The organism is Sphingopyxis sp. Root154 (assembly GCF_001427105.1).
Lineage (GTDB): Bacteria > Pseudomonadota > Alphaproteobacteria > Sphingomonadales > Sphingomonadaceae > Sphingopyxis.
Window position 1 is genome coordinate 2,039,595 of the sequence record NZ_LMGI01000002.1, and the last position, 24,549, is coordinate 2,064,143.

Here is a 24,549-nt window from a genome sequence, read left to right on the forward strand (position 1 = left end):
GTTTAAGCCTGACGGCGGCCTTCGGGATCGAAACGATGCGTTGGCGGCACGTCGACCGCGGGAGGCGCCGTGCCCTCAGCGGCCGCGCGTTCGAGCTGGAACACGAACGCGAGCACCGTCGCGACCGCGACGAACAATTCCTCGGGGATCACGCGCCCTGCGCGCGCGGTGAAGTAGATCGCGCGCGTGAGCGCCGGATATTCGAGCAGGGGAACGCCCGCGCCGCGCGCAAGCTCGCGGATCGACAGCGCGACATCGCCGCGCCCGCGCGCGACGACGACCGGCGCCGCATCGACCCCCGGACGATAACGCAGCGCAACCGAGAAATGGGTCGGGTTGGTCAGGACGACGGTCGCGTCGGACACCGCCTTGCGCGCCGACCCGCTCAATATGTCGTGCGCACGCTGGCGCTGCGCCTGCTTGAGTTCGGGGGCGCCGTCGGACTGGCGCATTTCCTCTTTCACTTCCTGCTTGCTCATCATCAGCCGTTGGTTGCGCTGGAACCATTGCACCGGCACGTCGATCAGCGCGATGACGACAAGCCCGCCGGCGAGCGTCAGCATCGCATGGCCGATTTCCTTTCCGGCCAATCCGATCGCGGCCATCAGATCGGTCGATGCCATCGTCATGATCGCGGGCAGGCTCTTCAGGACGAGCCAGTAACCGATGCTGCCGAGCAGCAGAACCTTGGCGAGCGCCTTGCCGAGCTCGGTGACACCCTGCATCCCGAACATGCGTTTGAGCCCGGCCATCGGGCTCATGCGATTGCCCTTGAAGTGCAGCGCCTTGCCGCGCCAGCCCATCGAACCGAGCATCGCCGGACCCGCGACCGCGGCGCCCAGCGCGAGCGCAAACAGGCTTGCGAGCGGCAGCAGGATTTCGGCGCCGTTGCGCATCAGCGCCTCGGCGGGCGCAAAATCGGCGACGTCGGCGGCGGTCAATGTCAGGCCGCGGCGGAGGAGGTCGCCCGCCGACTGGACGAACCAGCCGCCCGCGGCGACCATCCACCCCGCGGCGGCGAGCATCATCAGCGCCGTCGCGAGTTCGCGCGACATCAGCACGTCACCCTCGCGCGCCGAGTCCGACAGCTTCTTCGCGGTCGGCTGTTCGGTTTTCTGGTCCTTCTCGGTCGTGCCCGCCATCGCTCAGATGCCCGCGACCATACGCGCGGTGTCGAGCGCGTCGGACAGGATGCGCGCGATCGCCTCGGCCATCGCGGGCGTCGCGACGCCGAGCAGGACGATTCCGGCGAGCAAGGTTGCGGGGATACCGACCGCGAACAGGTTGAGCGCCGGCGCCGAACGGCCGATCACACCCATGATGATCTGGACGAGGATCAGCACGAAGCCGACCGGCATCGCGATGGTGAGTCCTGCCGCGAACATCAGGCTGCCGAAACGGATCAGCCCGCCGATCGCATCCCACGACGGAAACGCGTTGCCGGGAGGCAGTGCGGTGTAGCTGTCGACGATGATGTCGATCAGCACGAGATGGCCGTCGGCGGCAAGGAACAGCGCGGTCGCCATCATCGACAGGAACTGGCCGATCGCCGAACTCGATGCGCCGCTGAGCGGATCGACCATCGATGCGAAGCCGAGGCCCATCGCGTTACTGATCGCCTCGCCCGCGATCAGCGCTGCGGCGAGGCCCATCTGGAGCACGAAGCCCATCGCGAGGCCGATTACGACCTCGCCGATGATGAGAAAAAAGCCCGGGACTGACACGATCCCTTCGGGCGGCAGCGCCATGCCCGATGCCGCGACCGCGGGCACCCCGACCGCGAGTGCGATCACCAGCCGCAACTGCACCGGAACGCTCGACGAGCCGAACACCGGCGCGGCGATGAACGCGGCGCCGGGACGGATCATACCCAGCATCCACAGCTGGAGCATCGCCTCGATATTCGGGATGTCGGTGGGATTCATCCCCGGATTATTTCACCAGGCTGGGGATTTGGGCGAAGATTTCGCGGGTGAAATCGGTGAGCAGCACAAGGATGCTGCCGCCGAAAATCGCGAGACAGATCGCCGCGACGATCAGCTTGGGCACAAAGGTCAGCGTCTGTTCGTTGATCGACGTCGCCGCCTGGACCATGCCGAGCAGCACGCCGATGACGAGCACCGGCAAAAGCAGCGGCGCCGACGCGAGCGCGAGGATCCACAGCGATTGCTGCGCCACCCCGATGAAATAGTCCGCTTCCACGTCGCTAACTCACAAAGGAGGAGGCGAGCGAGCCCATCGTCAATGCCCAGCCATCGACGAGGACGAACAGCAAAAGCTTGAAGGGCATCGATATGATCGTCGGCGACAACATCATCATACCCAAGGACATCAGCGCCGAGGCGACGATCAGGTCGATGACGAGGAAGGGCAGGAAGATCAGGAAGCCGATCTGGAACGCCGTCTTCAGCTCGCTGGTGACGAACGCCGGCAGCAGGATCGAGAAAGGCACGTCCTTCGGGCTCGCATAGGTCGGCGCCTTGGCGATCTTCGCGAACATCATCAGGTCGGTCTTGCGCGTCTGCTTCATCATGAAGCCGTGGAGCGCGGTGCCCGAGCGCGATACCGCTTCGCCGATTTCGATCTGTTCCTGGCCATAAGGTTCGATCGCAACGCGGTTCACTTCGCTGATCACCGGCGCCATCACGAACAGCGAGAGGAACAGGCTCAGGCCGACCAGCACCTGGTTCGGCGGCGTCTGTTGCAATCCCAGCGCATGGCGCAGGATCGACAGCACGATGATGATGCGCGTGAAGCTGGTCATCATCAGGAGCAGCGACGGCAGCACCGTCAGCAGGCTCATCAGGACGAGGATCTGGAGCGACAGGCTCAAAGGGCGGCCATCGCCGCCGATTTCGCCGACCGCGCGGCTCAGTCCGTCGGCGGCCTGCGCATAGGCGGCAGGCGCGGCGCAGAGCAGCGCGGCGCCGCCGGCAAGCGCCGCGGCGCGCAGCCAGAAGCGGCGATCAGTCCGCATGGAAATCGCCCTGGCTGTCGTCGGCGATCCGCGTGATGCCGTTGCGCGACACCGCGATCAGCACGCGCTGCCCGGCAAATTCGACGACTGCGAGTTTCGATCCGGGACCGAGCGGCAGCACATCGATCATCTCGACGGCGCGCGTCTTGGTGCCGCCGCCAACGAGCGGCACGCCCATCTGGACGCGTTTCCACAGCCACAGGCTGCCCCACGCCATGCCGCCGACGAGCGGCAGCAGGATGAGCAGGCGAAGGATATATTCGAACATCAGGCTCTCCGTTCGAAACCTTCGAGCCCGCGCGCCGGGGCGACGACTTCGGCGACCTGAATGCCATAGCGGCCGTCGATGCTGACGATCTCGCCCTTCGCGATGAGGGTGCCGTTTGCATAGATGTCGAGCAGGTCGGTCGCGGCGCGGTCGAGTTCGATCACGCTGCCCTCGTCGATCGCGAGCAGTTCGGAGAGCGTCATCGAGGTCGACCCGACCTCGACCGACACGCGCAGCGAGACGCCCGCGAGCAGGTCGAAATTGGGTGCGGTGGCGATGCTCTTGTCGCGCCGGTCGGCGCGCGCCTTCGGGGCGTCGCTGATATCAGTCATTGTCCGGTCCTTTTTCGATATGTTCGATCATGATCGCGGCGTTGCCATTGGCTTCGCCGATGCTGCCGAGCGCGAAGCTGCGTCCGGCGACGGTCACCGGCACATGGCGCGGCATGGTGAGCGGGATGATGTCGCCGACTTCGAGCGCGAGCAACTTGACGAGGCTGATCTCGGGGCGCGCGAGCACCGAGCGAACGGGCATGCGCACGTCGCGCAGCGCCTTGTCGAGCGCGCCCGACCAGGCCGGGTCGGCGCCGCCATTGCCCGGCATGTCGGGGAGCAGCTCGTCGCCCGCGATCCCGCGCAGCGCGGCGACCGGATAGGCGCACATGATCGTCCGCCCCTCGAACGGAGCGCCGCGCAGCGTGAAGCGCTGGACGAACAATTCATCGTCGGCGCGCACCGCGGCGAGCTTGGCGGGGTCGGCGGTGACGCAATCGAGTTCGGGTTCGATCGCAAGCTTGCCGCGCCAGGCGGCGGCAAGCTGCATGCCGATGTCGCGGCCGAGGCGCGCGGCGAAACGATCCTCGGCGTCGGTCAATTCCTCGCGCTCGGCGGCGAGCTGGCCGCGGCCGCCATAGAAGATGTCGACGAGCTGGAGCAGCAGCGAGCGCGAACCCGCGAGCAGCACCGGACCCTTGAGCGGCGGCGCATGGTAACGCCAGAAGATCGCCGGGGCGGCCGATGCGCTCCACTCGGCAAAACTGATCTGCTCGGCGCCCGACCGTTCGATCTGGATCGCCGGCGCGCCGAGCGCGCGGACGAGGTCGCGCAGGCTGCGCGCAAACTGGTTCGCCACGCCCTCGAGCGCGGGAAAGGCATAGCCGTCCGCTGCCCTGCGCAGCAGCAGGGACTCCTTCGTCTCCGCGGGCGCGGCCGCAGCTGCGGGTGCAGGTGCGGCCGGTGCCTTCACGGCTTTGACGGTTTTCGTGCTGGTGGTCACTGAATCACCAGGCTCGTGAAATAAACATTGTCGATGCCCCCGAAACCTTCCTTGTCGCGCAGCACATCATTGATCGCGGCCGTCAACTGACGTTGCAGCCGCTGTTTCCCCTGCGATGTGGAGAGCAATGCCGGATCCTGTTCGGCGAGCACCATAAGCACGACCGAACGGATCGGAACAGCCTGCCGTTTGATATTATTGATAACCTTGCCGTCGTAGAAGGTCGAAAGGCTGATACCGACTTGCAGGAACCCCGATCCGTCGGCGAGGTTCGTCGTGAAGCTGTCGGCGATCGGATAATAGGTGATCTCATATTTCTTGGGATCGACCTTGAACTTGTCGTTCGGGACCGACACCGTGCCGACCTTTGGCGGAGCTTCCTTGTCTTCGCCTTCGGCGGCGGGTTCGGGCTCGCCTTCGCTGCGTTCGACCAGCTTGGGGAAATGATCCTCGGGCTTCGCCTCGTGCGCCTGCAGCGCGCCGAAATAGATGCCCGCACCCGCGCCCGCGCCGATCAGTGCGATCGCGGCGACGCCGATAAACAGCAGCTTCTTGAACGAGCCCTTCTTCTTGGGGACGCCTTCGATATTATCCTTGGCCATGATGGGACCCTTTCTGATCAGGCGAAGCGGCCGCGGCGATCGGCGGCGCGGTCTTCGTCACGCGGCTCGGCGCGTTCGGTGGCGGTTTCGATAAGATGCGCGGGGTCGGTCGCGGCGGCGCGGCCGTGACCCTGGCCCTGGCTTTGCGGCTGGCGTCCGGTCTCGCCCGGCGTGCAGGTCACTTCGGCGCCGGCGACGCGCACGCCTTGCTGGCGCAATTCTTCGACAAGGCGGCCCTGCGCGGCGGTGACGATCGTCGCGGTCGCTTCGTGACGCGTGTCCATCTTCAGCGACACGCCTTCGTCGCCCATCTGCATCGCGACATCGAGGCGGCCGAGATGCTTGGGCATCAGGCGAAAGCTGATGTCGCCGCTTTCGGATTTGGTCGCGGCGATGTCGCGCGCGAGCTGGTCGATCCACGCGCCGTCGCTGTCGGTGTCGAGCACGCGTTCGGCGATTACCGCGGGCGCGGCCGCTTCGATGAGCGTCGCGGCACCCTGCGTCGCGGGCTGCGCGAAGAGGATCGTCATCGATGGCGCCACCTCGACGGGCTTGGCGACGGAGGCCTCGGCGCCGGCGAGGATCGGCATCGCGGCGTCGCGTGTGCGCGCGGTAACGGGAAGGGTGGGGGCGCTGGTGTCGGCCGGAGCCGCCGCGGCTTCTGCCGGCTTCGCGGGCTTTGCGGCGGGGCTTGCGGCTGCAGGTATTGCGGCCGCCACGATCGCGGCCCAATTCGTGGCCGGCGCAGCCGCCATGGTCTCACCGGTCTCCGCCGCGTCCGACGATGCGACATCCGCTTCGGGCGTGGTCGCAACCGGCTTGCCCGAGGCGGGCGCGGCGCCGGGGATGCCGCCGTTCAGCGCGATCAGCAGGTTCGCGGCGAGCGCGGCGGGATCGGCTTTGGCCGGCTCGGCCTTCACCACGGGGGTTTCGGCGGTGACGTCCGTTTCGACCGTGGCCTCGATCTGCGGGGCGGCGGCGGTGCCAACCAGCGCCGGATCGATCTTGATCGTCGCCGCGGCGGCATTCGCGATCGGAGCGACGGTGACCGGTGCGGCGGCGAGCAGCTGGTCAAAACCGCCTTCGCCGCCACCCTCGGGAAGCTGCCCGATATTGGCGAGGAATGTCGCGAAGCCCGCGGGCATCGTGCCCTGGATGGTGGGGAGAGAGGGCGCGCTCATCATGACGCGCCGCCTTCGATCAGGCGCAGGCGCATGCCCGTGCGCGGGCGGTGCGGGCGATTGGCGTCGTCGCGGCGTTCCTGTTCGACCTGCGCCGCCTTGCGGCTGCGTTCGTACAGGCGGACCGCCGATTCTTCCTTGACCATCGCGCTCTGCGCCAGCGCTCCGGCCTGATCACGGCGCTCGCTGGCATTGCTCAGCGGCGCGGTCAGGCTTTCCTGCGCGATGTCGAGCCGCATCGCGAGTTCGCCGATCGTGTTGAGCGCGCGGCCGGCGACCGCGCCCTTCGCCATCGCGAGGTCGACACGCAGCGTTTCGAGCCGCTTCGCGAGTTCGACGAGGTTCGCCAGTTCGCCATTGGCGCGCGCCAGATTGGCCTCCGCCAGCTGATGTTCGACGGAGCGCACGCGGATGATACGTTTGCGGCGTGCGGTACGGGCGTTCATGCGGAATATCCTTCAATCAGGGCTTGGCGGGAAATATCGAAATCGACCTGCGCCTTGGCAGGCTGCGAGACATAGGCGAGCTGATCGGCGTGGCGCGCGATGGCGATGTCGAGCACGGGATCGGCGCCGGCGACGTAAGCGCCCATCAGCATCAGATCGCGATTCTCTTCATAGAGCGACCAGAGCTGGCGGAAGCGCGCGGCTGCCGAGGCATGCTCGGGATCGACCGAATCGACCATCGTGCGCGACAGCGAACGCGCGACGTCGATCGCCGGGTAGACGCCTTGTTCGGCGAGCTGGCGCGACAGGATGATATGGCCGTCGACGATCGCGCGCGCGCTGTCGACGACGGGGTCGTCGATGTCGCCGCCATCGGCGAGCACGGTATAGAGCGCGGTGACCGAGCCGCCGGTTTCGCGGTCGATGCCGGCGCGTTCGCACAGCGAAGGAATGAGTGCGAAGACCGACGGCGGATACCCCTTCATCGTCGGGGGTTCGCCCAGCGTCAGCCCGATCTCGCGCTGCGCATGCGCGACGCGGGTCAGGCTGTCGATCAAGAGCAGCACCTTCTTGCCCTCGGCGCGGAACGCTTCGGCGATCGCGGTCGCGCGCATCGCGGCGCGCAGGCGGAGCAGCGGCGGATGGTCGGCGGGAACCGCGACGACGACCGATTTCTTGCGCACCTCGGGGGGCAGCTTGGTTTCGACGAAGTCGCTGACCTCGCGGCTGCGCTCGCCGATCAGCCCGACGACGATGACGTCGCATTCGGTGCCTGCGATCATCTGGCCCATCAGCACCGACTTGCCGACGCCCGAGCCCGCGATGATCGCGACGCGCTGGCCTTCGCCGACGGTGAGCAGACCGTTGATCGCGCGCACGCCCATGTTGAGCGGGCGGGTGACGCGTCCGCGGCGTAGCGGGTTGACCTTGCGGCCGGCGAGCGGCCACTGGAACTGCGACTGGATCGCGGGACGTCCGTCGAGCGGGTTGCCCTGTGCATCCATGATGCGGCCGAGTAACGTCTTGCCGACGGCAACCATCGAGCTGGCACCATGCGGTTCGACCGGCGCGCCGGTAACGAGCGGCATATTGGTGTCGAAGGGCAGCACGAGGCTGCGGTGGCCGCGAAAGCCGACGACCTCGCCATAGACATAATCATTGTTCGCCGAGCGGATGCGGACATTGCTGCCGAGCGGCTGGGGGAAACCCGACACTTCGAGCATGATGCCCTCGTGCGACACCAAGGTGCCGATACGGCGCGGGCTGGCGTTCGTCAGGTCGACGGGGTCGAGCAGCTGCTGCGCGCTCATGGCGAGGCGGCGCGTCATGCGGCGTCTCCGGTGCCCAGCGCAGTGCGCAGTTCGTCGAGATAGACCGCGCGGCCATGTTCGATCCAGCCGGTCGAGGTTTCGAGGCGGACGGTGCCGCGCACCATCGCGGGATCGCTCTCGATCGCCAGCGTCAGCGGGCAGTCGGCGAGCAGTGCGGCATCCTCGGGATGAACCCACAGGGTGCGCGCCTTGTCGGCGTCGGCAACCAGAGACGCGGCGGTCTCGGCCTGCGCCTGCAGCCATTCGGCGTCGATCGGCGCGGCGGCGACGATCTGGCGGACCAGCCGTTCGACGGTTTCGGCGATCAGCTGCGCGAGTTCTTCGCTCGGCTCGTCCTGCAGCGCTTCGGCGCCGGCGAGCAATGCGAGCAGCTGGTGGCGCTCGGCAACAAACGCCGCTTCGGCAAGGCGCTGGCCTTCGGCAAGGCCGAGCGCGAAGGGGTCTTCGAGGTCGAGCTCGTCGATGCTTTCCTGTTCGGTCGCTTGGGCCGTGTAGGCCGCGGGCGCGAAGGACATCGGACGAAAACCGCTGCCGCGTGCCATCGCCTCGGTGAGCGAGACGGGAGCGAAGCCCGTTTCGGCGGCGCGATCAGACATAGTCGTCGCCTCCGCCCGCGATCATGATTTCGCCGGCTGCCGCCATCTGGCGCACGATCTGCATCACGCTCTTTTGCGCGTCGTCGACGTCGGCGCGCTTGACCATCGTCATTTCGGCCATCTCGTCGCGGATCGTTTCGGCGGCACGCTGCGACATGGTGGCGAGGCACATGTCGACCATCTCTTCGTCGGCGCCCTTGAGCGCGATCGCGAGCTGGGCGGCGTCGACCGAGCGCAGCACGGCGCTGAGGCTCTTCTTGTCGAGATCGCGCAGGTTTTCGAAGATGAACATCTCTTCCTCGATCGTCTGGGCGAGCACGCGGTCGTGCTTCTTCAGCGAGCGGAGCGTGCGCTCGCTCAGCTGCTTCGGCATTTTCTTCATGATCTTTGCGACGTCGCTCGGGCCGCCGATCGCCTGCTTGGCCACGCGCTGGCCATCGACATTGGCGCTCGCGAGCACCGCTTCGAGATCTTCGATCGCCGCGGCGGGAACCGAGGTCAGCATCGCGGCGCGCAGCACGAGATCGGCCTGCAGCACTTCGTCGAGCGTCTCGATCGCACGCGCGGCGACATCGGGGACGAGCACCGAGAGGATCAGCGCGCCGACCTGCGGATGCTCGCTGGCGAGCAGTCCGCTGATCGCATCGACGTCCATCCAGCGTAGCATTTCGAGCGAAGCGGCGCTCCGCTGCGGTGCGACGGCGGCGAGGATATTGTCGGCGCGGACGTTACCGACGGCTTCGTTGATCACGGTGCGGATGCGCGTGTCGGCGCCGATCGCGAGCGCGCTGACGTCGCGGCTGCGCGTCACGAAGCGGTCGAGTGCCTGCCCGATCTGCTGCTCGCTGGCGTTGGCGGTGTCGAACATCGCCTTCGCCAGCTGGCGGACTTCTTCGGGACCGAGCTGTTTCAGGATCGTTGCGGCTTCGCTTTCGTCGAGCAGCATCAGCAGGATTGCGGCAGCCGCCGATCCTTCGATCGCGGGCATGGCGGGGGCGTTATCGAGTTCGGCGACTTCAGGCACGGGCGCCCTCCTGCATCAGGTGGCGGACGACGAGTGCCGCGCGCGCCGAATCCTGGCGGACGAAGGCGCGGACGAGGTTGGCGCGCGCTTCATAGCTTGGCGCCTGTTCGATCATCTCGAGCGTGATTTCGCGGCCGCCCTGACCATTGGCAAGCGCCGGACGGTCGGTGGCGGCGAGCAGCGACGCTTCGAGCTCCTGATTCTGTGCAATGCGCTTCGCGGCGCGCTCCTTGGCGGCGCGGATCATCGGGCGGCCGATGAACAGGAAAGCGAGCAGCGCGGCAAGGATCGCGCCGACCTGCTGAACCAGCGGCAGGAACCACCCCTGGTCGTAAAAGGCGGGCGCAGTGTCTTCGACCTGCACAAACGGGCGCTGGTTGATCGCGACCAGATCGCCGCGCGTGGCGTCATAACCGATCGCGCCCTTCACCAGATTGTCGATCTTGGTCAGGTCGGCCTGCGTCAGTGCCTTCTTGCCCTGATTGAGTGCGACGGCGACCGAGACGCGGCGCAGCTTGCCCTGCGGCGAGTGCGTCACCGAAATCTCGCGGCCGACTTCATAGGCGCGCGCGGCATTTTCATTGCTCTCGGTTCCGGGCGCGGGGGCCGCGCCGGGCGGGACCGGCTGCGGACCGGTCGCGGTGATTGTCGTCGCCTGCGGCGGCTGGTTCGACAGCGCGCCGGGGATGCCGACCGCGGGGGCGCTCGTGCCGCTGGTCGAGCGCGTGATCTGCTCGCTGGTGAGCGCACGGTCGTTCTCGGGGAAGCTTTCGCGCGTTGCCTGGCTTTCGGACATGTCGACATCGGCATGGACTTCGACGGTGTAATTGCCGGCGCCGAGCATCGGGCCGAGCAACGTGTCGAGCGCGCGGCGGAAACGGTCTTCGACCTGCAGCTGGAGCTGGAACGCCTTCATGTCGCTGCCCGATGCAGTGTCCGACAGCAAAGCGCCGCGCTGGTCGATCACCGACACCTGATCGGCGTTCATTCCGGGTATCGACGAAGCGACGAGGAAACGGATCGCCTGCACCTGACCGTCCGACAGCGAGCGGCCGTTCTGCAAGGTCAGCATCACCGATGCGGTGGCGGGCTTGTCTTCGCGGACGAACAGGCTGGGTTCGGCGGCGGCGACATGGACGCGCGCGCTCTTGACCGCGTCGATCGTCTCGATCGTGCGCGACAGGTCAGCCTCGCGTGCCGAACGCAGCGCTTCGCCTTCGATCGCGCGGCTCGACCCCATCGGGAGCGCGGCGATCAGGCTGTCGCCGCTCGGCGCCGCCTTGGGCAGGCCCTGTCCGGCGAGCGCGATGCGCGCCTGATGGAGTTTGTCGGCGTCGACGGTCAGCGCGCCCGTGGTCGGGTCGATGCTGTGGCCGATGCCCTGCGTCTGCAGCGCGTCGGCGACGGCAGCCTTGTCGGTATCGTCGAGCCCGGCGAACAGCTGTGCCTGCGGTGCCGCCTGCATCGTGAAATAGGCGAGCGCGGCGATGCCGATCGCCGACGTCATCGCGATCGCGGGCAGTGCGCGCTGCACCGCCGGCTGACGGAGGAAACCGGTGAGCGGGGCGAGCCGGCCGCCCAGGACGGGGGCGGGGAGGCGGTTCGTGACGCCGTTGTCGACGGGGGTAAGGATCTGGGTCTCGGCCATGGATTACACCGGCATGTTCATGATGTCGCGATACGCGGACAGCAGCTTGTTGCGGACTTGCAGGGTGGTTTCGAAGCCGAGCGAGGCTTTCTGACGCTCGATCATCACGCTGACGATGTCGTGCGTGTCGCCGCGTTCATAGGCTTCGCTGATCTGGCTCGCCTTCGACTGCTGCGCGTTGACCTGTTGCAGCGCATTGTTAATCGCGGCGCCGAAATCGGGAGTTCCCCCCGCACCGCCGACGCCGCCTTCGGCCCCGCCGATGCCACCGCGGCCCGCGGCGCGCTGCAACGCCTGGTTCTGATTGAGGATCGAACTGCGCATCTGCAGCAGCCGGCTCGGGTCAATCGTGCTCATTGCTTTCCATCCGTCCTGACGGCGGCGATGTGCCGCACGCAAAGAACAATGCAAAGCGCGTGCCAAAAAAATTAATGGCTTATTCTCAATATATTGAGTGGTAGTGCCGTGGCCTATTTCGCGGTTTCGGCGTTTTTTTGACGGGGTACGCTTAATCGCCCCTGCGGTCCGCCGTTACTGCTTTCCGTGACCGCTCCTCGAGCCCTCACATCACGGGAATGGCCATCGAGGCCGGAAAGGAACAAAGATGACTGTCATCAACACCAATGTGAGCGCGCTTCGCGCCCAGAATAGCTCGCGCGTTGCCAACCAAATGCAGTCGCAGGCGATGGAACGCCTGTCGAGCGGCAAGCGCATCAACAGCGCCAAGGACGACGCCGCCGGCCTCGCCATCGCAACCCGCATGGAGGCCGCTTCGCGCGGTTTCACCCAGGCGATCCGCAACGCCAACGACGGCATTTCGCTCGCCCAGACCGCCGACAGCGCGGCCGGCAGCATCTCGGACATCCTCGTCCGTATGCGCGACCTGTCGATGCAGGCATCGACCGGCACGCTCAGCGATCCCGACCGCGTGCTGGTGCAGAAGGAAGTTGCCGCGCTGATCTCGCAGATCGGCGATGTTGTCGGTCAGACCACGTTTAACGGCAACAAGCTGCTCGACGGCAGCGTCGCTGCCGGTTTCGATATCCAGACCGGCATCAATGCGACCGAAGTCGTGAACATCCAGATCGCGAACCTCGGCGCTCTTCCCGGCGTGGCTGGCATCACCGTCGCTACGCAGGGCGGGGCCACGGCTGCGCTGGCAGTGCTTGACACGGCGATCGATGCTGTCGCGTCGGAACGCGCCAATCTCGGTGCGCAGCAGAACCGCCTGACCTCGGCTGTCGATAATTTGACGTCGCGTGTCACTAATTTGGATGAATCGAAGTCGCGCATCGAAGACGCCGATTTCTCGGTGGAATCGACGAACCTCGCCGCCGCCGGCATCTTGGCACAGGCATCGACCGCGATGCTCGCCCAGGCGAACCAGAGCTCGCAGGGCGTGATGAACCTGCTCCGTGGCTAAACTTCGCGAACAAATTTCAGGCTATATTAGGTTGGTCCCTTAGATAGCCTGATCCGATGCCCCGGCCCCCACAGCCGGGGCATCATCTTTTCTCGCTTCCGGCGTCAGCCGGAAAACGATCCATCAATGAAAATCCCGCGACTTCGGCAGGATGCGGACGTCGCGTGGGTGGCCATGCTTCGCCGCATAGCCGCGCGGGTGCTGCGGATGCCTGACCTCGTCGGCCCAGCAGACGTCGGGGTCGAAGCGGCGGTCGCTGCCCAGCGTGTCGAGCATCGCGGTCCGATCGACGATGCGCGTCGCCATCAGGTGGACCACCCCTTCCTTGCTCCGCTGCACCTCGCCCTCGGCGAGCATCAGCCGCGACGCCATGACGGCGCGGCGATAGCGTTCGAAATGGCGCGCCCAGAGCAGGATATTGACGATCCCGCCCTCATCCTCGAGCGTGATAAAGATCGCATTGCCCTTGCCGGGGCGCTGGCGGATCAGCACGACGCCCGCGGTGCGGATGATCGAGCCGTTCTTCGACGCCGCGACCTCGGCCGCGCTCAACACCCCTTCGCGCGCGAAATCGCGGCGCAGGAACGCCATCGGATGGCCTTTCAGCGACAGCCGCGTCGTCTGGTAATCGGTAAGCACATGCTCGACCATCGGCGTCGGCGGCAGCCCGGCATCCTCCTCGGCGCCGAGCTCGTCGGTTTCGGCCGCACCGAACAGCGGCAGCACGCCCTGGCGAACGCGCCGCGCGTCCCACAGCGCGGGCCGCCGTTTGAGCCCCATCGACCGGCACGCATCGGCCTCGGCGAGCAGGCGAAGCGCGCGCGACGGCAGGCCCGCGCGGCGCGCGAGCTCCTCGACCGAAGCGAAGGGCGTGGTGCTGCGGGCTTTAACGATCTCATTCGCCCACTCTTCGCGAAATCCGTCAACTTGACGAAAGCCGAGCCGAAGCGCGAGGCTGCCATCTCCGCACCGCTCAAGACTATTGTCCCAACAGCTCTTATTCACATCGACCCCGCGCACTTCGACACCATGCTCCTGCGCATCGCGGACAAGCTGCGCGGGTGCGTAGAAACCCATGGGTTGCGAGTTGAGGATGCCGCACGCGAAGACCGCGGGGTGATGGCATTTCAGCCACGACGACACATAGACGAGCTTGGCGAATGACTGGGCGTGACTTTCGGGAAAGCCATAGCTGCCGAAACCCTCGATCTGTTTGAAGCATCGGGCCGCGAAATCGGCTTCGTAGCCGCGACGGATCATGCCGCCGATCATCTTCTCCTTATATTGATGAATCGTTCCGGCATTTCTGAAGGTCGCCATCGCACGGCGCAGACCATTGGCTTCATCGGGGGTAAATTCAGCGGCAACAATGGCGAGCTTCATCGCCTGTTCCTGAAACAGCGGAACGCCGCATGTCCTGCGAAGCAGATTGAATAGTTCCTCGGGATCGTGTGGCGCCGCCGGCGAAGGATAGTCGACCGCTTCTTCCCCGCTGCGCCGCTTCAGATAGGGATGGACCATATCCCCCTCAATCGGACCGGGGCGAACGATCGCCACCTGGATGACCAAATCGTAGAGTTCCCTTGGACGCAGGCGTGGTAGCATGTTGATTTGGGCACGGCTTTCGACCTGAAAGACGCCGACACTGTCTCCCTTGCACAGCATGTCGTAAACGTCCGAATCTTCCTCCGGAACCTTCCGGAGGTCATGATCGCCCAGATCGTGCAGCCGCATCAGGTCGAAACATTTGCGGATGCAGGTCAGCATCCCTAGTGCGAGCACATCGACCTTCATCAGTCGCAGTTCATCGATGTCGTCCTTATCCCATTCGATGAAGGTGCGATCCTCCATCGCGGCATTGTGAATGGGCACCGTCTCGTCGAGCCGGTCCTCGGTCAGCACATAGCCGCCGACATGCTGCGACAGGTGGCGCGGGAAGGTGAGCAACTGCGCGACCACCCATTGCAGCCGTGCAATATCATCGAGCTCGGGGTCCAGGCCCGCTTCGACGAAGCGCTCGATGGGCATCTCGCTGCCCCAGCTGCCCCAGGTCGTGTCGGCGAGCCGCTGCGTGACATCCTCGCTGAGCCCCAGCGCCTTCCCGACCTCGCGTACCGCGCTGCGCGGCCGGTAATGGATCACCGTCGCGGCAATGCCCGCACGCCGCCGCGTGTAACGGCGATAGACATATTGCATCACCTCCTCGCGCCGTTCGTGCTCGAAATCGACGTCGATGTCGGGTGGCTCACGCCGTTCCTCGGACAGGAAGCGCGTGAAGAGCAGGTTGTTATAGATCGGATCGATCGAGGTGATTTCGAGCAGATAGCAGACGAGCGAATTCGCCGCCGACCCGCGTCCCTGGCAGAGAATTGGCGGGTCGCGCGTGCGGGCATGATTCACGATGTCGTGGACGGTCAGGAAGTAGCAGGCGAAATTGCATTTGCGGATGAGGGATAGTTCCTCGTCGAGAACTTCCTGCCAGCGTTTCGGCAATCCGTCGGGATGAAGCTTATTCGCAGCTTCCATCACCATATGTTCGAGCCAGCTTTGGGGCTCCCAGCCTTCGGGAACTGGCTCGTGCGGATATTCATACTCCAGATCTCGCAGCGAAAAACCGATGCGATCGAGGATGTTTGCGCTTTCGTCGACCGCTTCGGGGCAGGTACGGAACAAGCGCCGTATTTCCTGCGGTGACTTCAGATGGCGCTCGCCATTGGCGCGCAGCAGGCGGCCGACCTCGTTGAGGTTGGTGCCTTCGCGAATGCAGGTGATGACATCGTGGAGCGGTCGCTGCTCGCGTGTGGCGTAAAGTGCGTCGTTGGTCGCGAGCATCGGGATGCCGACGCGGTCGGCCAAGGCGCCTAGCCGCGAGAGACGGCGGCGATCGCTGCCTCCTCTTGGCATCGTCGCACCCAGCCATAGCGAGCCCGGTGCGACCTCGGCCAAGCGGCGCAGGACAGGTTCATCCTTCTCGGACGCCATCGCGATCAGGATCATATCCTCGCAGTGGATCAGAAGATTCTTGAGCTTCATCACGCAATTGCCCTTTGTGGTGCGGCGATTGCCGATGGTGAGCATCCGCGTCAGCCGCCCCCAGCCATGGCGCGTGGTCGGATAGACGACGATGTCCGGCGTTCCGTCGTCGAAGACCAGTCGGGAACCAACGACGAGCTTTATGTCGGGGAGCTCTATCCCGTCTTCTGCGGCATCTTCGCGCAGTTTGCGCAGCCCGGTGAGCGCCCGCACTACCCCCGCGACGCTGTTACGGTCGGCGATGCCGATTCCCGACATGCCGAGTTGGATGGCTTGCGCTACCATCTCATGCGGATGCGAGGCGCCGCGGAGGAAGCTGTAGTTGGTCGCAGCGACCAGTTCGGCGAAGCCGGTTTCGGGCGCTTCGCTCATGCGAAAACCCCGTGGATATACCAGCGCGGGTCGGGCTTTTCGTCGTAGAGCCCGTGGCGGAAGAGCCAGAAGCGGCGGCCTTGCGCGTCCTCGACGCGGTAATAGTCGCGCGTCAGGCCGCCATTGTCGCGGCGGCGCCACCATTCGGCGGCGATGCGTTCGGGGCCTTCGTAGCGACGGATCGCGTGCGTCGCGCGGCGCCAGCGGAAATGATGTGGAGGGCCGTCGGGCACCTCGGCGATCACCTCGATCGGCTGCGGCGGGTCGAACAGGTGGAAAGGACGCGTCGGCGGCTCGCCCGGTTCGGGCGCCTGCCAGGGCAAAGGCACCGGCGCATCGATCGCGGGCAGTTCGAGCTGCGCCTGTTCGGGGATATGCGTGTCGGCGGGGCGGAGCCGCCGCACCCGCCCGCGGCCGAGCCGCGTCGTCAGCCGGTCGGCGAGCTCGTCCATTGCTGCGCCTTCGTTCGCCGCGCGGACCGCGCCGCCCTCGAGCTTCAATTGCGTCGCGCCGAGCGCTTCGAGCCGCGGCACGGCGAGGCGGATCATGTCGAAGCCGAAACCGGGGTCGAGCGGGTCGGCGAGGCTGTCCATGCGCTCGGCGAACAGGCGCATGGCGAGGCCGGTGTCGCGGCTCGGGTGGCCGGTTTCGATCGCGATGCTGCGCGCAAGGCCGTCGCTGCGAAAGAAGGTCGCGCGGAAATGGCGCCCGCCCTTGCCGCGTTCGCCAAGCTCCTCCATCGCTTCGCCGACGAGTTCAGCCAGCACTTTGGTTGCATGTGCCGTGCTGCCGAGCGGCTCGGCAAAGCGGCGCTCGGCAACCACGGGCGGCAGGGCGATGCGCGGGTCGAGCGGGCTGGGCGCATCGCCGAGCAGGCGGCGCAGCGCCATCGCGGCGTCGGCGCCGAAGCGCGCGGCGATATTCGCCATCGGGCGGCTCGCGAGGTCGCCGATCGTCTTCAATCCCGCGCGGACGAGCGCGGTGGTCGCCTCGCTTTCGAGTTCGAGCGCGGCGACGGGCAGGCGGCGGATCGCCTGCGCCTCGTCGGGGGCGGGGCGCGTCTGGTAGCGTGCAAGCGCGCGCGCGGCGTCGGCGGTGGGGCCGAGCGCGTGGCGCAAGGTCATGCCGAGCCGGGCAAGGCGCATTTCGACATCGCGCACGAGGTCCGCCTCGCCGCCGTACAGATGTTCGGCGCCCGCGATGTCGAGGATCAGCCCGTCGGGCGCGTCGAGCGCGACAAGCGGGGAATAGCGCGCGCAGCCCTGCGCGAGCCGGTCGAGCCAGTCCTGGTCGAGCACGGGGTCGTGCGGAACGACGGCGAGCGCGCCGATCTGCGCGCGCGCATCGGCGAGCGGCATGCCGACGCGCAGCCCGACGGCCTCCGCCTCTGCATCGACGCTTGCGATGCGCATCGCGCCGCGCTGCTTCTCGGCGAAGACGAGCGGGGCGTCAGGCGGCTGCGGCGCCGTGCGAAGCCATCGCTCGGTGGGCAGGAAGGGGAAGAAGAGGGCCAGATAGCGCCGCTTCGTCGGCATTTGGCCCGAAAGCTTTTTCGTCATGGTTCCAGTCCAGTCGCCAGCGCGCGGGCGCCGCGCCGCCGCGCCAGCGCAGCAATTCGAGGTCGAAGGCAGGCGCGCCGGGGGCGTTGGCTTCGAGGGCGTGCGAGGCGGCGGCGGCGACACTCCAGCGCGTTTCGGCGACGCTCGGCGCCGGCACGGCATTGAGCCGGAGCATCAGCAGCGTGGTGCCTGCATTGCGCGCGCCGAGCGTGAGGCGACGGCCGGCGGTCAGATCGAGCAAAGGGAATTTGCCCCAGCTTTCGACGATCACCGCGGCCGAGCCTGCACAGCGGATCGCATCATTGGCGCAGGCGAGCAGCATTTTGGGATCGGCGGTCTCGACGAGCAGAAGCCGGTCGGGATCGCCGCCGAGTTCGGCGATTCCGGGCGCATAGATATGGCCGGTGCGCTTGCCGGCGTCGCTCGTGCGCAGCCAGATCAGCGGTGCCTTGCCCGGAGTGCGCAGTGCGATCAGCGCGGCAAAGGCGGCGGCGCTGGTCGCGTCGAGCGCGTCGGCAGCGAAAAATTCATGGGTGCGCCCGATCATCAGCCCACCGCCGATCGCTGCGTCGAAGCGCGCGTGTCCGCTTGCCAGCCAGCCGTCGGCCCGGCGGCTTTCGAAACCGCCATTGACGGTCAGCCGGGCGATGCGTTTCCGCAGCCCGGCGAGTATGGGAGACGACTCGCACATCATTTTGTTCCTGTTATGTTCTATTAGCGCGCGAGCGGGGGCGATTGTCAAGATGAGTCGGGAGAGGCGGTATTTACCGCCAGTTCGTCATCTCTGAGGGACCCAGTGGCACGCTCACGCTCTCCCGCTTTCGCGGGAATGACAATGTGGGGGGTTAAGGCGTCGTCGAACCCGCGCTGCTGTCACCGCCGAGCGTTCGGAACAGCGCGATTCGCGTCTGGGCGAGCAACAATTGCGTCCCGACCTCGCTCCGCCGCGCCGAATAGAGGCTGCGCTGGGCATCGAGGCTGGACAGGAAGCTGTCGACGCCGCCCTTGTAGCGCGCGTCGGCAAGCGTCGCGGTGTCGGCGGCGGCTTCGGTATTCGCCGTCGCGGCGCGCACCCGCTCGGAAATCGTGCCCTGCACCGCGAGCGCGTCGGCGACCTCGCGGAACGCGGTCTGGATCGCGCCCTCATAGCCCGCGAGCGCCGCGTCACGCTGCGCCTCGCTGACCGCGACCCCCGCGCGGCGGCCGCCGGCGTCGAAGATCGTCGCGGTGGCATCGCCGCCCGCCGACCAGTTGAAAGACCCGCTATCGAACAGGCTACCCAGCGCATTGCTCGCAAAACCGAGCAGCCCGGTCAGCGAAATCGACGGGAAGAGCTGCGCGCGCGCGACCCCGATATCGGCATTGGCGGCGCGCAGGCCATATTCGGCCTCGATCACGTCGGGGCGGCGGAGCAATATTTCGGAACTGACCCCGGCGGGCAGCGACACGATCGCGGGCGTCACTTCGGTCAGGCTGGCGGGGAGCAGCGTCCGGTCGACATCGCCGCCGACGAGCAGGCGGATCAGATTCTCGTCCTGCGCGAGCGCGGTCCGTTGCTGCGCGATCGAATCCTCGGCGGTCGCGAGGATCTGTTCGGCCTGGCGCAGATCGGTGCGCGGCGCGACGCCGCCGTCGAGCCGTGCCTTGGTCAGCCGCACGCTTTCGCGCGCATTGGCAGCGGTGTCCTCGGCGATTTTGAGCAGGTCGCGGTCGGCGCCATAGGTCGCCCACGCGTCGGCGAGACTGGCGATCAGCGCGAGGCGCACGGTGCGCGACGCCGCCTCGGTGCCGAGGGCGCGGTTGCGGTCGGCCTCGGTCGCGTTGGCGAGCTTGCCGAACAGGTCGAGTTCGAAGGCGGTGATCCCGCCGCGCAGCGAGAAATCGCCACTGCCTCCCCCACTGCCAGTGCCGCCGCTGCCGTTGTCCGAATAACCCGCCCCGGCGCTGATCCCGAGCTCGGGGAATTGCCCCGACCGCGTGACGCGCACCTGCGCGCGCGCCGCGGCGACATTGGCGTAGGCGACGCGCAGATCGCGATTGTTCGCGAGCGCTCGATCAGTCAGCGATTGCAGCCGCGAATCGGTGAAGACGCTTTTGTACGAGAGGATCGGCAGCGCCGCCTCGCTCTGGAGCAGATAGGCGTCGCCGGCGGGCCAGCTTTGCGGCACGGGCGGCGCGGGCAGCACCGTCTTTGGCGCGAGCGAGCAGCCGGCGAGCGCGAGCGTGCTCGCCATCAGGAGGGAACGAGCGCCGATCATGCCGGCACCTCCGCCGCGCCTTCACCCTTGTTCTTGCCGAACCGCGCGCGCGCTGCCGCAAGGCCATCGCGCACGCCGCGGCGGACGAGGACGAAGAAGAGCGGGATGAAGAAGATTGCGAGGAAGGCGGCGGTGAGCATGCCGCCGATCACCGAGGTGCCGATCGCGACGCGGCTGTTCGCGCCGGCGCCGGTCGCGATCGCGAGCGGCAGAACGCCGAAGATGAAGGCGAAGCTGGTCATCAGGATCGGGCGCAGACGGATGCGCGCCGCGGCAATCGCGGCCTCGATCACGCGTTTGCCCTTGCGTTCCTCCTGCTCGGCGAACTCGATCATCAGGATCGCGTTCTTCGCAGCTAATCCCATCGTCGTGAGCAGCCCGATCTGGAGATAGACGTCGTTTTCGAGCCCGCGCAGATTGACGGCAAAGATCGCGCCGATCAGCCCGAGCGGAATGACGAGCAGCACCGCGAGCGGGATCGACCAGCTTTCGTAAAGCGCCGCGAGGCAGAGGAAGACGACGAGCAAGGACAGGCCATAGAGCAAAGGCGCCTGCCCCGACGAGAGGCGCTCCTGATAGGAGGAGCCAGACCAGGCGACGCTGGTGCCGGGAATCTCGTTCGCCATCCGCTCCATTTCGTCCATCGCCTCGCCCGAACTGGTGCCGGGCGAAGGCTGGCCCGAGATTTCGAACGCGGGCACGCCCTGGAAGCGCGAGCTGCTGCTCGGCGTCGTCGACCAGCCGGTCTTGGCGAAGGCGGAGAAGGGCGACATCTCGCCGTCGGCCGAACGCACATACCATTGGCCCAGATCTTCGGGGCGCGCGCGATAGGGGGCGTCGCCCTGGACATAGACGCGCTTGACCCGGCCCTTGTCGATGAAGTCGTTGACATAGCGCCCGCCCCACGCGGTCGCGAGGGTCGAATTCACATCGGCATTGTCGATGCCATATGCCGTCAGCCGCTGCGTATCGACGTCGATCTTCAGCGTCGCGACATCGGGCAAGTCGGACAGGCGCACCGAGGTCAGCTTGGGATTCGCATTCGCCGCCGCGAGCAATTTTTCGCGCGCTTCGGCGAATTCGGCGCGGCTCATCCCGCTGCGATTCTGAAACTGCATCGTGAAGCCCGACGAATCGCCGAGGCCGCGCACCGCGCCGGGCACGAGCGCAAAAATCTGGGCATCGCGGAGGCCGCTCAGCGCCTTGCGCGCGCGTTCGGCGATCGCATCGGCGGTATTTTCCTGGCCCGGCCGGTCGTCCCAATGGGTGAGGTTGACGAAGCCCTGCCCGGTGTTCTGGCCCGCCGCCGCACCGCCGCCGCCGCCCGCGATCAGAAACAGCGCCTGCGTGTTCGCCTTTTCCGCGGTCAGCATATATTTTTCGATTTCATCGCGCACTTCGAGCGTGCGCGCCTGCGTCGCGCCCGCGGGCAGGCGGAACTGGACCGAAACGCGTCCCTGGTCCTCATTGGGCAGGAAGCCACTGGGCAGGCGCAGGAACAGGAGGACGAGCAGGACGAGCAGGACGGCGTAGATGCCGAGGAAGAGCCATTTGCGGTCGACGACCTTGGTAACACTGCCGACATAACGGTCGACCGTGCGGTCGAACCGCGTGTTGAAGCCGGTCTTGGCGCGTTCGAGGAAGGCGTGGACGCGCGGGAAGTGCCCGCCCTCGGCGGGGGCGCCATCGTGGTTCTTCGGCTTGAGCAGCGTCGACGTCAGCGCGGGGCTCAGGATCAGCGCGACGAGCACCGACAGCGCCATCGCCGACACGATGGTGACCGAGAACTGGCGATAGATGACGCCCGTCGATCCGCCGAAGAAAGCCATCGGCAGGAACACCGCCGACAGCACGAGCGCGATCGCGATCAGCGCGACCTGCAGCTCCTTCATCGACTGGATCGTCGCGTCGCGCGCCGACATGCCGGGATTTTCTTCCATCAATCGCTCGACATTCTCGACCACGACGATCGCGTCGTCGACGAGCAGCCCGATCGCGAGCGTCAGCCCGAACAGCGTCAGCGTATTGATGCTGAACCCCAGCATATAGAAGATCGCGAAGGTGCCGAGCAGCACGACGGGAACCGCGATCGCGGGGATCAGCACCGCGCGCCAGCTCTGCAGGAAGACGAACATCACGAGGATGACGAGCAAAATTGCTTCGAACAGCGATTTCTGCACTTCGCTGACCGACAGCTTGATAAAGGCGGTCGCGTCGTTGGCGTAGCTGTAGGTGAGGCCGTCGGGGAAGTCCGCGGCGAGTTCCTCCATTCGCGCCTTGACCCGGTCGGCGGTTTCAAGCGCGTCGGACCCCGGCGACAGCGAGATCGACATGCCCGCACCCGGATGACCGTTGATCCGGCTGACGACGGCATAGCTTTCGGCGCCGATCTCGACGCGCGCGACATCCTTGATGCGCACCGTCGATCCGTCGGGCAGCGTCTTCAATACGATATTCTCGAACTCGGGGACCGTTTGCATCCGCGACTGTGCGGTGACGGTCGCGTTGAGCATCTGTCCCTGCGGCGCGGGGAGGCCGCCGACGTCGCCCGCCGCAACCTCGCTGTTTTGCGCGGTGATCGCCGAAATCACGTCGCTCGGCATCAGCGATACCGCCGCGAGCCGCTGCGGATTGAGCCAGATGCGCATCGCGTGCGGCGCGCCGAAGATATTGACCTCGCCGACCCCCTCGACGCGCGACAGCGGATCCTGGATGTTCGACGCCATATAGTCGGACACGTCCTGGTTCACGCGCGTGTTCGTCGAATCATAAACGCCGACGAGCAGCAGCGTATCCGAGTTCGACTTGGTGACGCGCACGCCCTGTTGCTGGACCTGTTGCGGCAGGCGCGAGACGGCCGATGCGATCTTGTTCTGGACCTGCACCTGCGCGATGTCGGGGTCGGTGCCCTTTTCGAAGATCGCTGTGATATTCGCCTGCCCGCGCGAGCTCGATTGCGAGCTGAAATAGAGCAGGCCGTCGATGCCGGTCAGCTGCTGTTCGAGCACCTGCGTGACGCTGTTCTCGATCGTTTCGGCCGACGCACCCGGGTAGGAGGCGCGGATATTCACCTGCGCCGGGGCGATGTCGGGATATTGCTCGATCGGCAGCGAAAAAAGCGCGCCCGCGCCGCCGAGCATGACGATGATCGCCAGCACCCAAGCAAAGATCGGCCGGTCGATAAAAAGGCGCGACATAAGGCGCTACTTGCTCTTCGCTTGGGCGTCGTTGCCCTTGGGCGCGCCAATGCGCTGCGCGCTGCTCGCAGGCACGGGGCGGATCGGCGCCCCTTGCCGCAGATTGCCGATGCCCTGAGTGATCACGCGGTCACCGGGTTTCAGCCCGTCGGTGACGACCCAGTTGGCGCCCGAGGTGCGGTCGGCGACGATCTTGCGCCGCGCCGCCTTGTTATCCTTGCCGACGAGGTAGACGAAGGCCGACCCGTCGAAATCGCGCTGCACCGCGGCCTGTGGCAGCAGGATCGCGGTCGGGTTCACCGCCTGGTCGAACAGCGCGGTCACGAACATGCCGGGCAGCAGGATACCCTTGGGATTGGGGAAGCGCGCGCGCAGCGTGATGGTGCCCGTCGCCTCGTTGACCGTGATGTCGGAAAACTGGACGATGCCGGCGAAAGCATAGGCGCTGCCGTCTTCCAAGCGCAGGCGCACCGAGGTGCTGCCCGCGGTGACGCCGCCGCTTTCGATCGCCTGACGCAGCGTGGTCAGCTCGGCGCTCGATTGCTGCATGTCGACATACATCGGGTCGGTCTGCTGAATCACCGCGAGCGGGCTCGCCTGGCTCGCGCTGACGAGCGCGCCGGGGGTCGCGAGGCTGCGCCCGATACGGCCGCTGATCGGCGCGGTGATCGTCGCATAGCGCAGGTTGATGCGCGCGGTTTCGAGCGCGGCGTTATTCTGCGCGATCGCGGCGCGCGCCATCCGCGCCTGCGCCAGCGCGTCGGTGTAATCCTGCTCGGCGACCGCCTGCATCTTGGCGAGCGGTTCGAGCCGCCGCGCGCGCTCCTCGGCGGCCTGCGCGCTCGCGCGGGCGCTCGCCAGGTTCGCGGCGGCCTGGTCGACACCCGCCTGATAAAGGCTCGCGTCGATCTGGTAGAGCGGCTGGCCGGCACGCACAAAGCCGCCTTCGGTGAACAGGCGGCGGCGGATCAGGCCGTTTACCTGCGGGCGCACTTCGCTCGTCTCGAACGCGACGGTGCGTCCGCCGAGCGACGAGGTCACCGGCACCGGCTCGACCTTGACGGCGACATAGCCGACCTCGGGCGCGCCGCGGCCGTTTTTGCTTTCATCCTGACCCGAGCAGGCGCCGAGCGACAGAGCCGCGGCACACAGCACTCCGGTCAGCGACAGCGACCTTTTGTCCAGCATAGTTGGTTATTCTCGTATCGGTTCGCCGGGAGGCGGGGGAGGTTGCGCCCTTTCAACCCATTGGATTGCCCCATGCAAGCGCAATGCGGGCGATGCGACAAATTACGACAATTTTTATGCCGCGGCCCATTCTCCATCGAGTTGTCATACAAGGAAGGTAGTTGTCATACA

The 24,549-nt window shown here is 66.5% G+C and carries 22 protein-coding genes; 1 reads left to right on the forward strand and 21 read right to left on the reverse strand.

From position 1 onward, the window contains the following. Positions 1-2: 2 nt before the first annotated feature. Genes flhB through fliE form a run of 15 tightly spaced genes read right to left on the reverse strand, consistent with a single transcriptional unit; the run spans position 3 to position 11,705 of the window. Positions 3-1,142: a flagellar type III secretion system protein FlhB gene (gene flhB, locus ASD73_RS15355; RefSeq protein ID WP_056373217.1), complete on the reverse strand. Its 1,140-nt coding sequence runs from the start codon at positions 1,140-1,142 to the stop codon at positions 3-5. Between the two features lie 3 nt (positions 1,143-1,145). Then, positions 1,146-1,925: a flagellar biosynthetic protein FliR gene (gene fliR / locus ASD73_RS15360; protein ID WP_056373218.1), complete on the reverse strand. Its 780-nt coding sequence runs from the start codon at positions 1,923-1,925 to the stop codon at positions 1,146-1,148. Between the two features lie 7 nt (positions 1,926-1,932). Next, positions 1,933-2,202 carry a flagellar biosynthetic protein FliQ gene (locus ASD73_RS15365; protein WP_039577709.1) on the reverse strand — a complete coding sequence of 90 codons (270 nt, stop codon included), beginning with the start codon at positions 2,200-2,202 and terminating at the stop codon, positions 1,933-1,935. 4 nt (positions 2,203-2,206) lie between these two features. Further along, the gene (gene fliP, locus ASD73_RS15370) at positions 2,207-2,977 is read right to left on the reverse strand and encodes a flagellar type III secretion system pore protein FliP (RefSeq protein ID WP_056373219.1); all 771 of its coding nucleotides are present in this window, start codon (positions 2,975-2,977) and stop codon (positions 2,207-2,209) included. Then, positions 2,967-3,245 (reverse strand): flagellar biosynthetic protein FliO, encoded by a 279-nt coding sequence (locus ASD73_RS15375; protein WP_056373220.1) that lies wholly within the window; start codon positions 3,243-3,245, stop codon positions 2,967-2,969. The genes fliP and ASD73_RS15375 overlap by 11 nt, the downstream gene beginning before the upstream one ends. Beyond that, positions 3,245-3,577 carry a flagellar motor switch protein FliN gene (fliN, locus tag ASD73_RS15380; RefSeq protein WP_056373221.1) on the reverse strand — a complete coding sequence of 111 codons (333 nt, stop codon included), beginning with the start codon at positions 3,575-3,577 and terminating at the stop codon, positions 3,245-3,247. Before fliN ends, ASD73_RS15375 begins: the two co-directional genes overlap by 1 nt. Continuing rightward, complete coding sequence (locus ASD73_RS15385; protein ID WP_056373222.1) at positions 3,570-4,520, reverse strand: flagellar motor switch protein FliM; 951 nt, start codon at positions 4,518-4,520, stop codon at positions 3,570-3,572. Before ASD73_RS15385 ends, fliN begins: the two co-directional genes overlap by 8 nt. Beyond that, positions 4,517-5,122: a flagellar basal body-associated FliL family protein gene (locus tag ASD73_RS15390; RefSeq protein ID WP_056373223.1), complete on the reverse strand. Its 606-nt coding sequence runs from the start codon at positions 5,120-5,122 to the stop codon at positions 4,517-4,519. The genes ASD73_RS15385 and ASD73_RS15390 overlap by 4 nt, the downstream gene beginning before the upstream one ends. Before the next feature lie 17 nt (positions 5,123-5,139). After that, positions 5,140-6,303, reverse strand: a complete 1,164-nt coding sequence (locus tag ASD73_RS15395) for a flagellar hook-length control protein FliK (RefSeq protein ID WP_056373224.1) — start codon at positions 6,301-6,303, stop codon at positions 5,140-5,142. Then, the gene (locus tag ASD73_RS15400) at positions 6,303-6,749 is read right to left on the reverse strand and encodes a hypothetical protein (RefSeq protein WP_056373225.1); all 447 of its coding nucleotides are present in this window, start codon (positions 6,747-6,749) and stop codon (positions 6,303-6,305) included. The genes ASD73_RS15395 and ASD73_RS15400 overlap by 1 nt, the downstream gene beginning before the upstream one ends. After that, complete coding sequence (locus ASD73_RS15405; RefSeq protein ID WP_056373226.1) at positions 6,746-8,077, reverse strand: FliI/YscN family ATPase; 1,332 nt, start codon at positions 8,075-8,077, stop codon at positions 6,746-6,748. The genes ASD73_RS15400 and ASD73_RS15405 overlap by 4 nt, the downstream gene beginning before the upstream one ends. Continuing rightward, on the reverse strand, positions 8,074-8,676 hold the full coding sequence (locus ASD73_RS15410) for a FliH/SctL family protein (protein WP_056373227.1): 603 nt from the start codon (positions 8,674-8,676) through the stop codon (positions 8,074-8,076). Before ASD73_RS15410 ends, ASD73_RS15405 begins: the two co-directional genes overlap by 4 nt. Next, positions 8,669-9,700, reverse strand: coding sequence for a flagellar motor switch protein FliG (gene fliG, locus ASD73_RS15415; protein WP_056373228.1), 1,032 nt, complete (start codon positions 9,698-9,700; stop codon positions 8,669-8,671). The genes ASD73_RS15410 and fliG overlap by 8 nt, the downstream gene beginning before the upstream one ends. Beyond that, positions 9,693-11,348: a flagellar basal-body MS-ring/collar protein FliF gene (gene fliF, locus ASD73_RS15420; RefSeq protein WP_056373229.1), complete on the reverse strand. Its 1,656-nt coding sequence runs from the start codon at positions 11,346-11,348 to the stop codon at positions 9,693-9,695. Before fliF ends, fliG begins: the two co-directional genes overlap by 8 nt. A gap of 3 nt (positions 11,349-11,351) precedes the next feature. Then, positions 11,352-11,705, reverse strand: coding sequence for a flagellar hook-basal body complex protein FliE (gene fliE / locus ASD73_RS15425; RefSeq protein WP_056373230.1), 354 nt, complete (start codon positions 11,703-11,705; stop codon positions 11,352-11,354). Positions 11,706-11,952: 247 nt separating this feature from the next. On the opposite strand from fliE, the gene ASD73_RS15430 reads away from it, so the two are divergent. Beyond that, positions 11,953-12,771 (forward strand): flagellin N-terminal helical domain-containing protein, encoded by an 819-nt coding sequence (locus ASD73_RS15430; protein ID WP_056373231.1) that lies wholly within the window; start codon positions 11,953-11,955, stop codon positions 12,769-12,771. Positions 12,772-12,894: 123 nt separating this feature from the next. On the opposite strand, the gene ASD73_RS15435 is transcribed toward ASD73_RS15430, so the two are convergent. From ASD73_RS15435 to ASD73_RS15460, 6 genes are all read right to left on the reverse strand, one after another. Then, positions 12,895-16,176, reverse strand: coding sequence for an error-prone DNA polymerase (locus tag ASD73_RS15435; RefSeq protein WP_056373232.1), 3,282 nt, complete (start codon positions 16,174-16,176; stop codon positions 12,895-12,897). Then, positions 16,173-17,711 carry a Y-family DNA polymerase gene (locus ASD73_RS15440; protein WP_156377394.1) on the reverse strand — a complete coding sequence of 513 codons (1,539 nt, stop codon included), beginning with the start codon at positions 17,709-17,711 and terminating at the stop codon, positions 16,173-16,175. The genes ASD73_RS15435 and ASD73_RS15440 overlap by 4 nt, the downstream gene beginning before the upstream one ends. Next, the gene (locus tag ASD73_RS15445) at positions 17,626-18,426 is read right to left on the reverse strand and encodes an ImuA family protein (protein WP_056373234.1); all 801 of its coding nucleotides are present in this window, start codon (positions 18,424-18,426) and stop codon (positions 17,626-17,628) included. The genes ASD73_RS15440 and ASD73_RS15445 overlap by 86 nt, the downstream gene beginning before the upstream one ends. Before the next feature lie 154 nt (positions 18,427-18,580). Continuing rightward, positions 18,581-19,993 (reverse strand): efflux transporter outer membrane subunit, encoded by a 1,413-nt coding sequence (locus ASD73_RS15450; RefSeq protein WP_056373235.1) that lies wholly within the window; start codon positions 19,991-19,993, stop codon positions 18,581-18,583. Continuing rightward, complete coding sequence (locus ASD73_RS15455) at positions 19,990-23,190, reverse strand: efflux RND transporter permease subunit (RefSeq protein WP_056373236.1); 3,201 nt, start codon at positions 23,188-23,190, stop codon at positions 19,990-19,992. Before ASD73_RS15455 ends, ASD73_RS15450 begins: the two co-directional genes overlap by 4 nt. A gap of 6 nt (positions 23,191-23,196) precedes the next feature. Next, a complete protein-coding gene (locus tag ASD73_RS15460; protein ID WP_056373237.1) occupies positions 23,197-24,378 on the reverse strand; it encodes an efflux RND transporter periplasmic adaptor subunit in 1,182 nt (393 codons plus the stop codon). Positions 24,379-24,549 lie beyond the last annotated feature (171 nt).

Bases quoted from the DNA above. Each gene is read 5' to 3' on its own strand.
- flhB (WP_056373217.1), bottom strand. From the start codon at position 1,142: ATGGCGGGCACGACCGAGAAGGACCAGAAAACCGAACAGCCGACCGCG.
- fliR (WP_056373218.1), bottom strand. From the start codon at position 1,925: ATGAATCCCACCGACATCCCGAATATCGAGGCGATGCTCCAGCTGTGG.
- fliP (WP_056373219.1), bottom strand. From the start codon at position 2,977: ATGCGGACTGATCGCCGCTTCTGGCTGCGCGCCGCGGCGCTTGCCGGC.
- ASD73_RS15375 (WP_056373220.1), bottom strand. From the start codon at position 3,245: ATGTTCGAATATATCCTTCGCCTGCTCATCCTGCTGCCGCTCGTCGGC.
- fliN (WP_056373221.1), bottom strand. From the start codon at position 3,577: ATGACTGATATCAGCGACGCCCCGAAGGCGCGCGCCGACCGGCGCGAC.
- ASD73_RS15390 (WP_056373223.1), bottom strand. From the start codon at position 5,122: ATGGCCAAGGATAATATCGAAGGCGTCCCCAAGAAGAAGGGCTCGTTC.
- ASD73_RS15395 (WP_056373224.1), bottom strand. From the start codon at position 6,303: ATGAGCGCGCCCTCTCTCCCCACCATCCAGGGCACGATGCCCGCGGGC.
- ASD73_RS15400 (WP_056373225.1), bottom strand. From the start codon at position 6,749: ATGAACGCCCGTACCGCACGCCGCAAACGTATCATCCGCGTGCGCTCC.
- ASD73_RS15405 (WP_056373226.1), bottom strand. From the start codon at position 8,077: ATGACGCGCCGCCTCGCCATGAGCGCGCAGCAGCTGCTCGACCCCGTC.
- ASD73_RS15410 (WP_056373227.1), bottom strand. From the start codon at position 8,676: ATGTCTGATCGCGCCGCCGAAACGGGCTTCGCTCCCGTCTCGCTCACC.
- fliF (WP_056373229.1), bottom strand. From the start codon at position 11,348: ATGGCCGAGACCCAGATCCTTACCCCCGTCGACAACGGCGTCACGAAC.
- fliE (WP_056373230.1), bottom strand. From the start codon at position 11,705: ATGAGCACGATTGACCCGAGCCGGCTGCTGCAGATGCGCAGTTCGATC.
- ASD73_RS15430 (WP_056373231.1), top strand. From the start codon at position 11,953: ATGACTGTCATCAACACCAATGTGAGCGCGCTTCGCGCCCAGAATAGC.
- ASD73_RS15435 (WP_056373232.1), bottom strand. From the start codon at position 16,176: ATGAGCGAAGCGCCCGAAACCGGCTTCGCCGAACTGGTCGCTGCGACC.
- ASD73_RS15440 (WP_156377394.1), bottom strand. From the start codon at position 17,711: ATGCCGACGAAGCGGCGCTATCTGGCCCTCTTCTTCCCCTTCCTGCCC.
- ASD73_RS15445 (WP_056373234.1), bottom strand. From the start codon at position 18,426: ATGTGCGAGTCGTCTCCCATACTCGCCGGGCTGCGGAAACGCATCGCC.
- ASD73_RS15450 (WP_056373235.1), bottom strand. From the start codon at position 19,993: ATGATCGGCGCTCGTTCCCTCCTGATGGCGAGCACGCTCGCGCTCGCC.
- ASD73_RS15455 (WP_056373236.1), bottom strand. From the start codon at position 23,190: ATGTCGCGCCTTTTTATCGACCGGCCGATCTTTGCTTGGGTGCTGGCG.
- ASD73_RS15460 (WP_056373237.1), bottom strand. From the start codon at position 24,378: ATGCTGGACAAAAGGTCGCTGTCGCTGACCGGAGTGCTGTGTGCCGCG.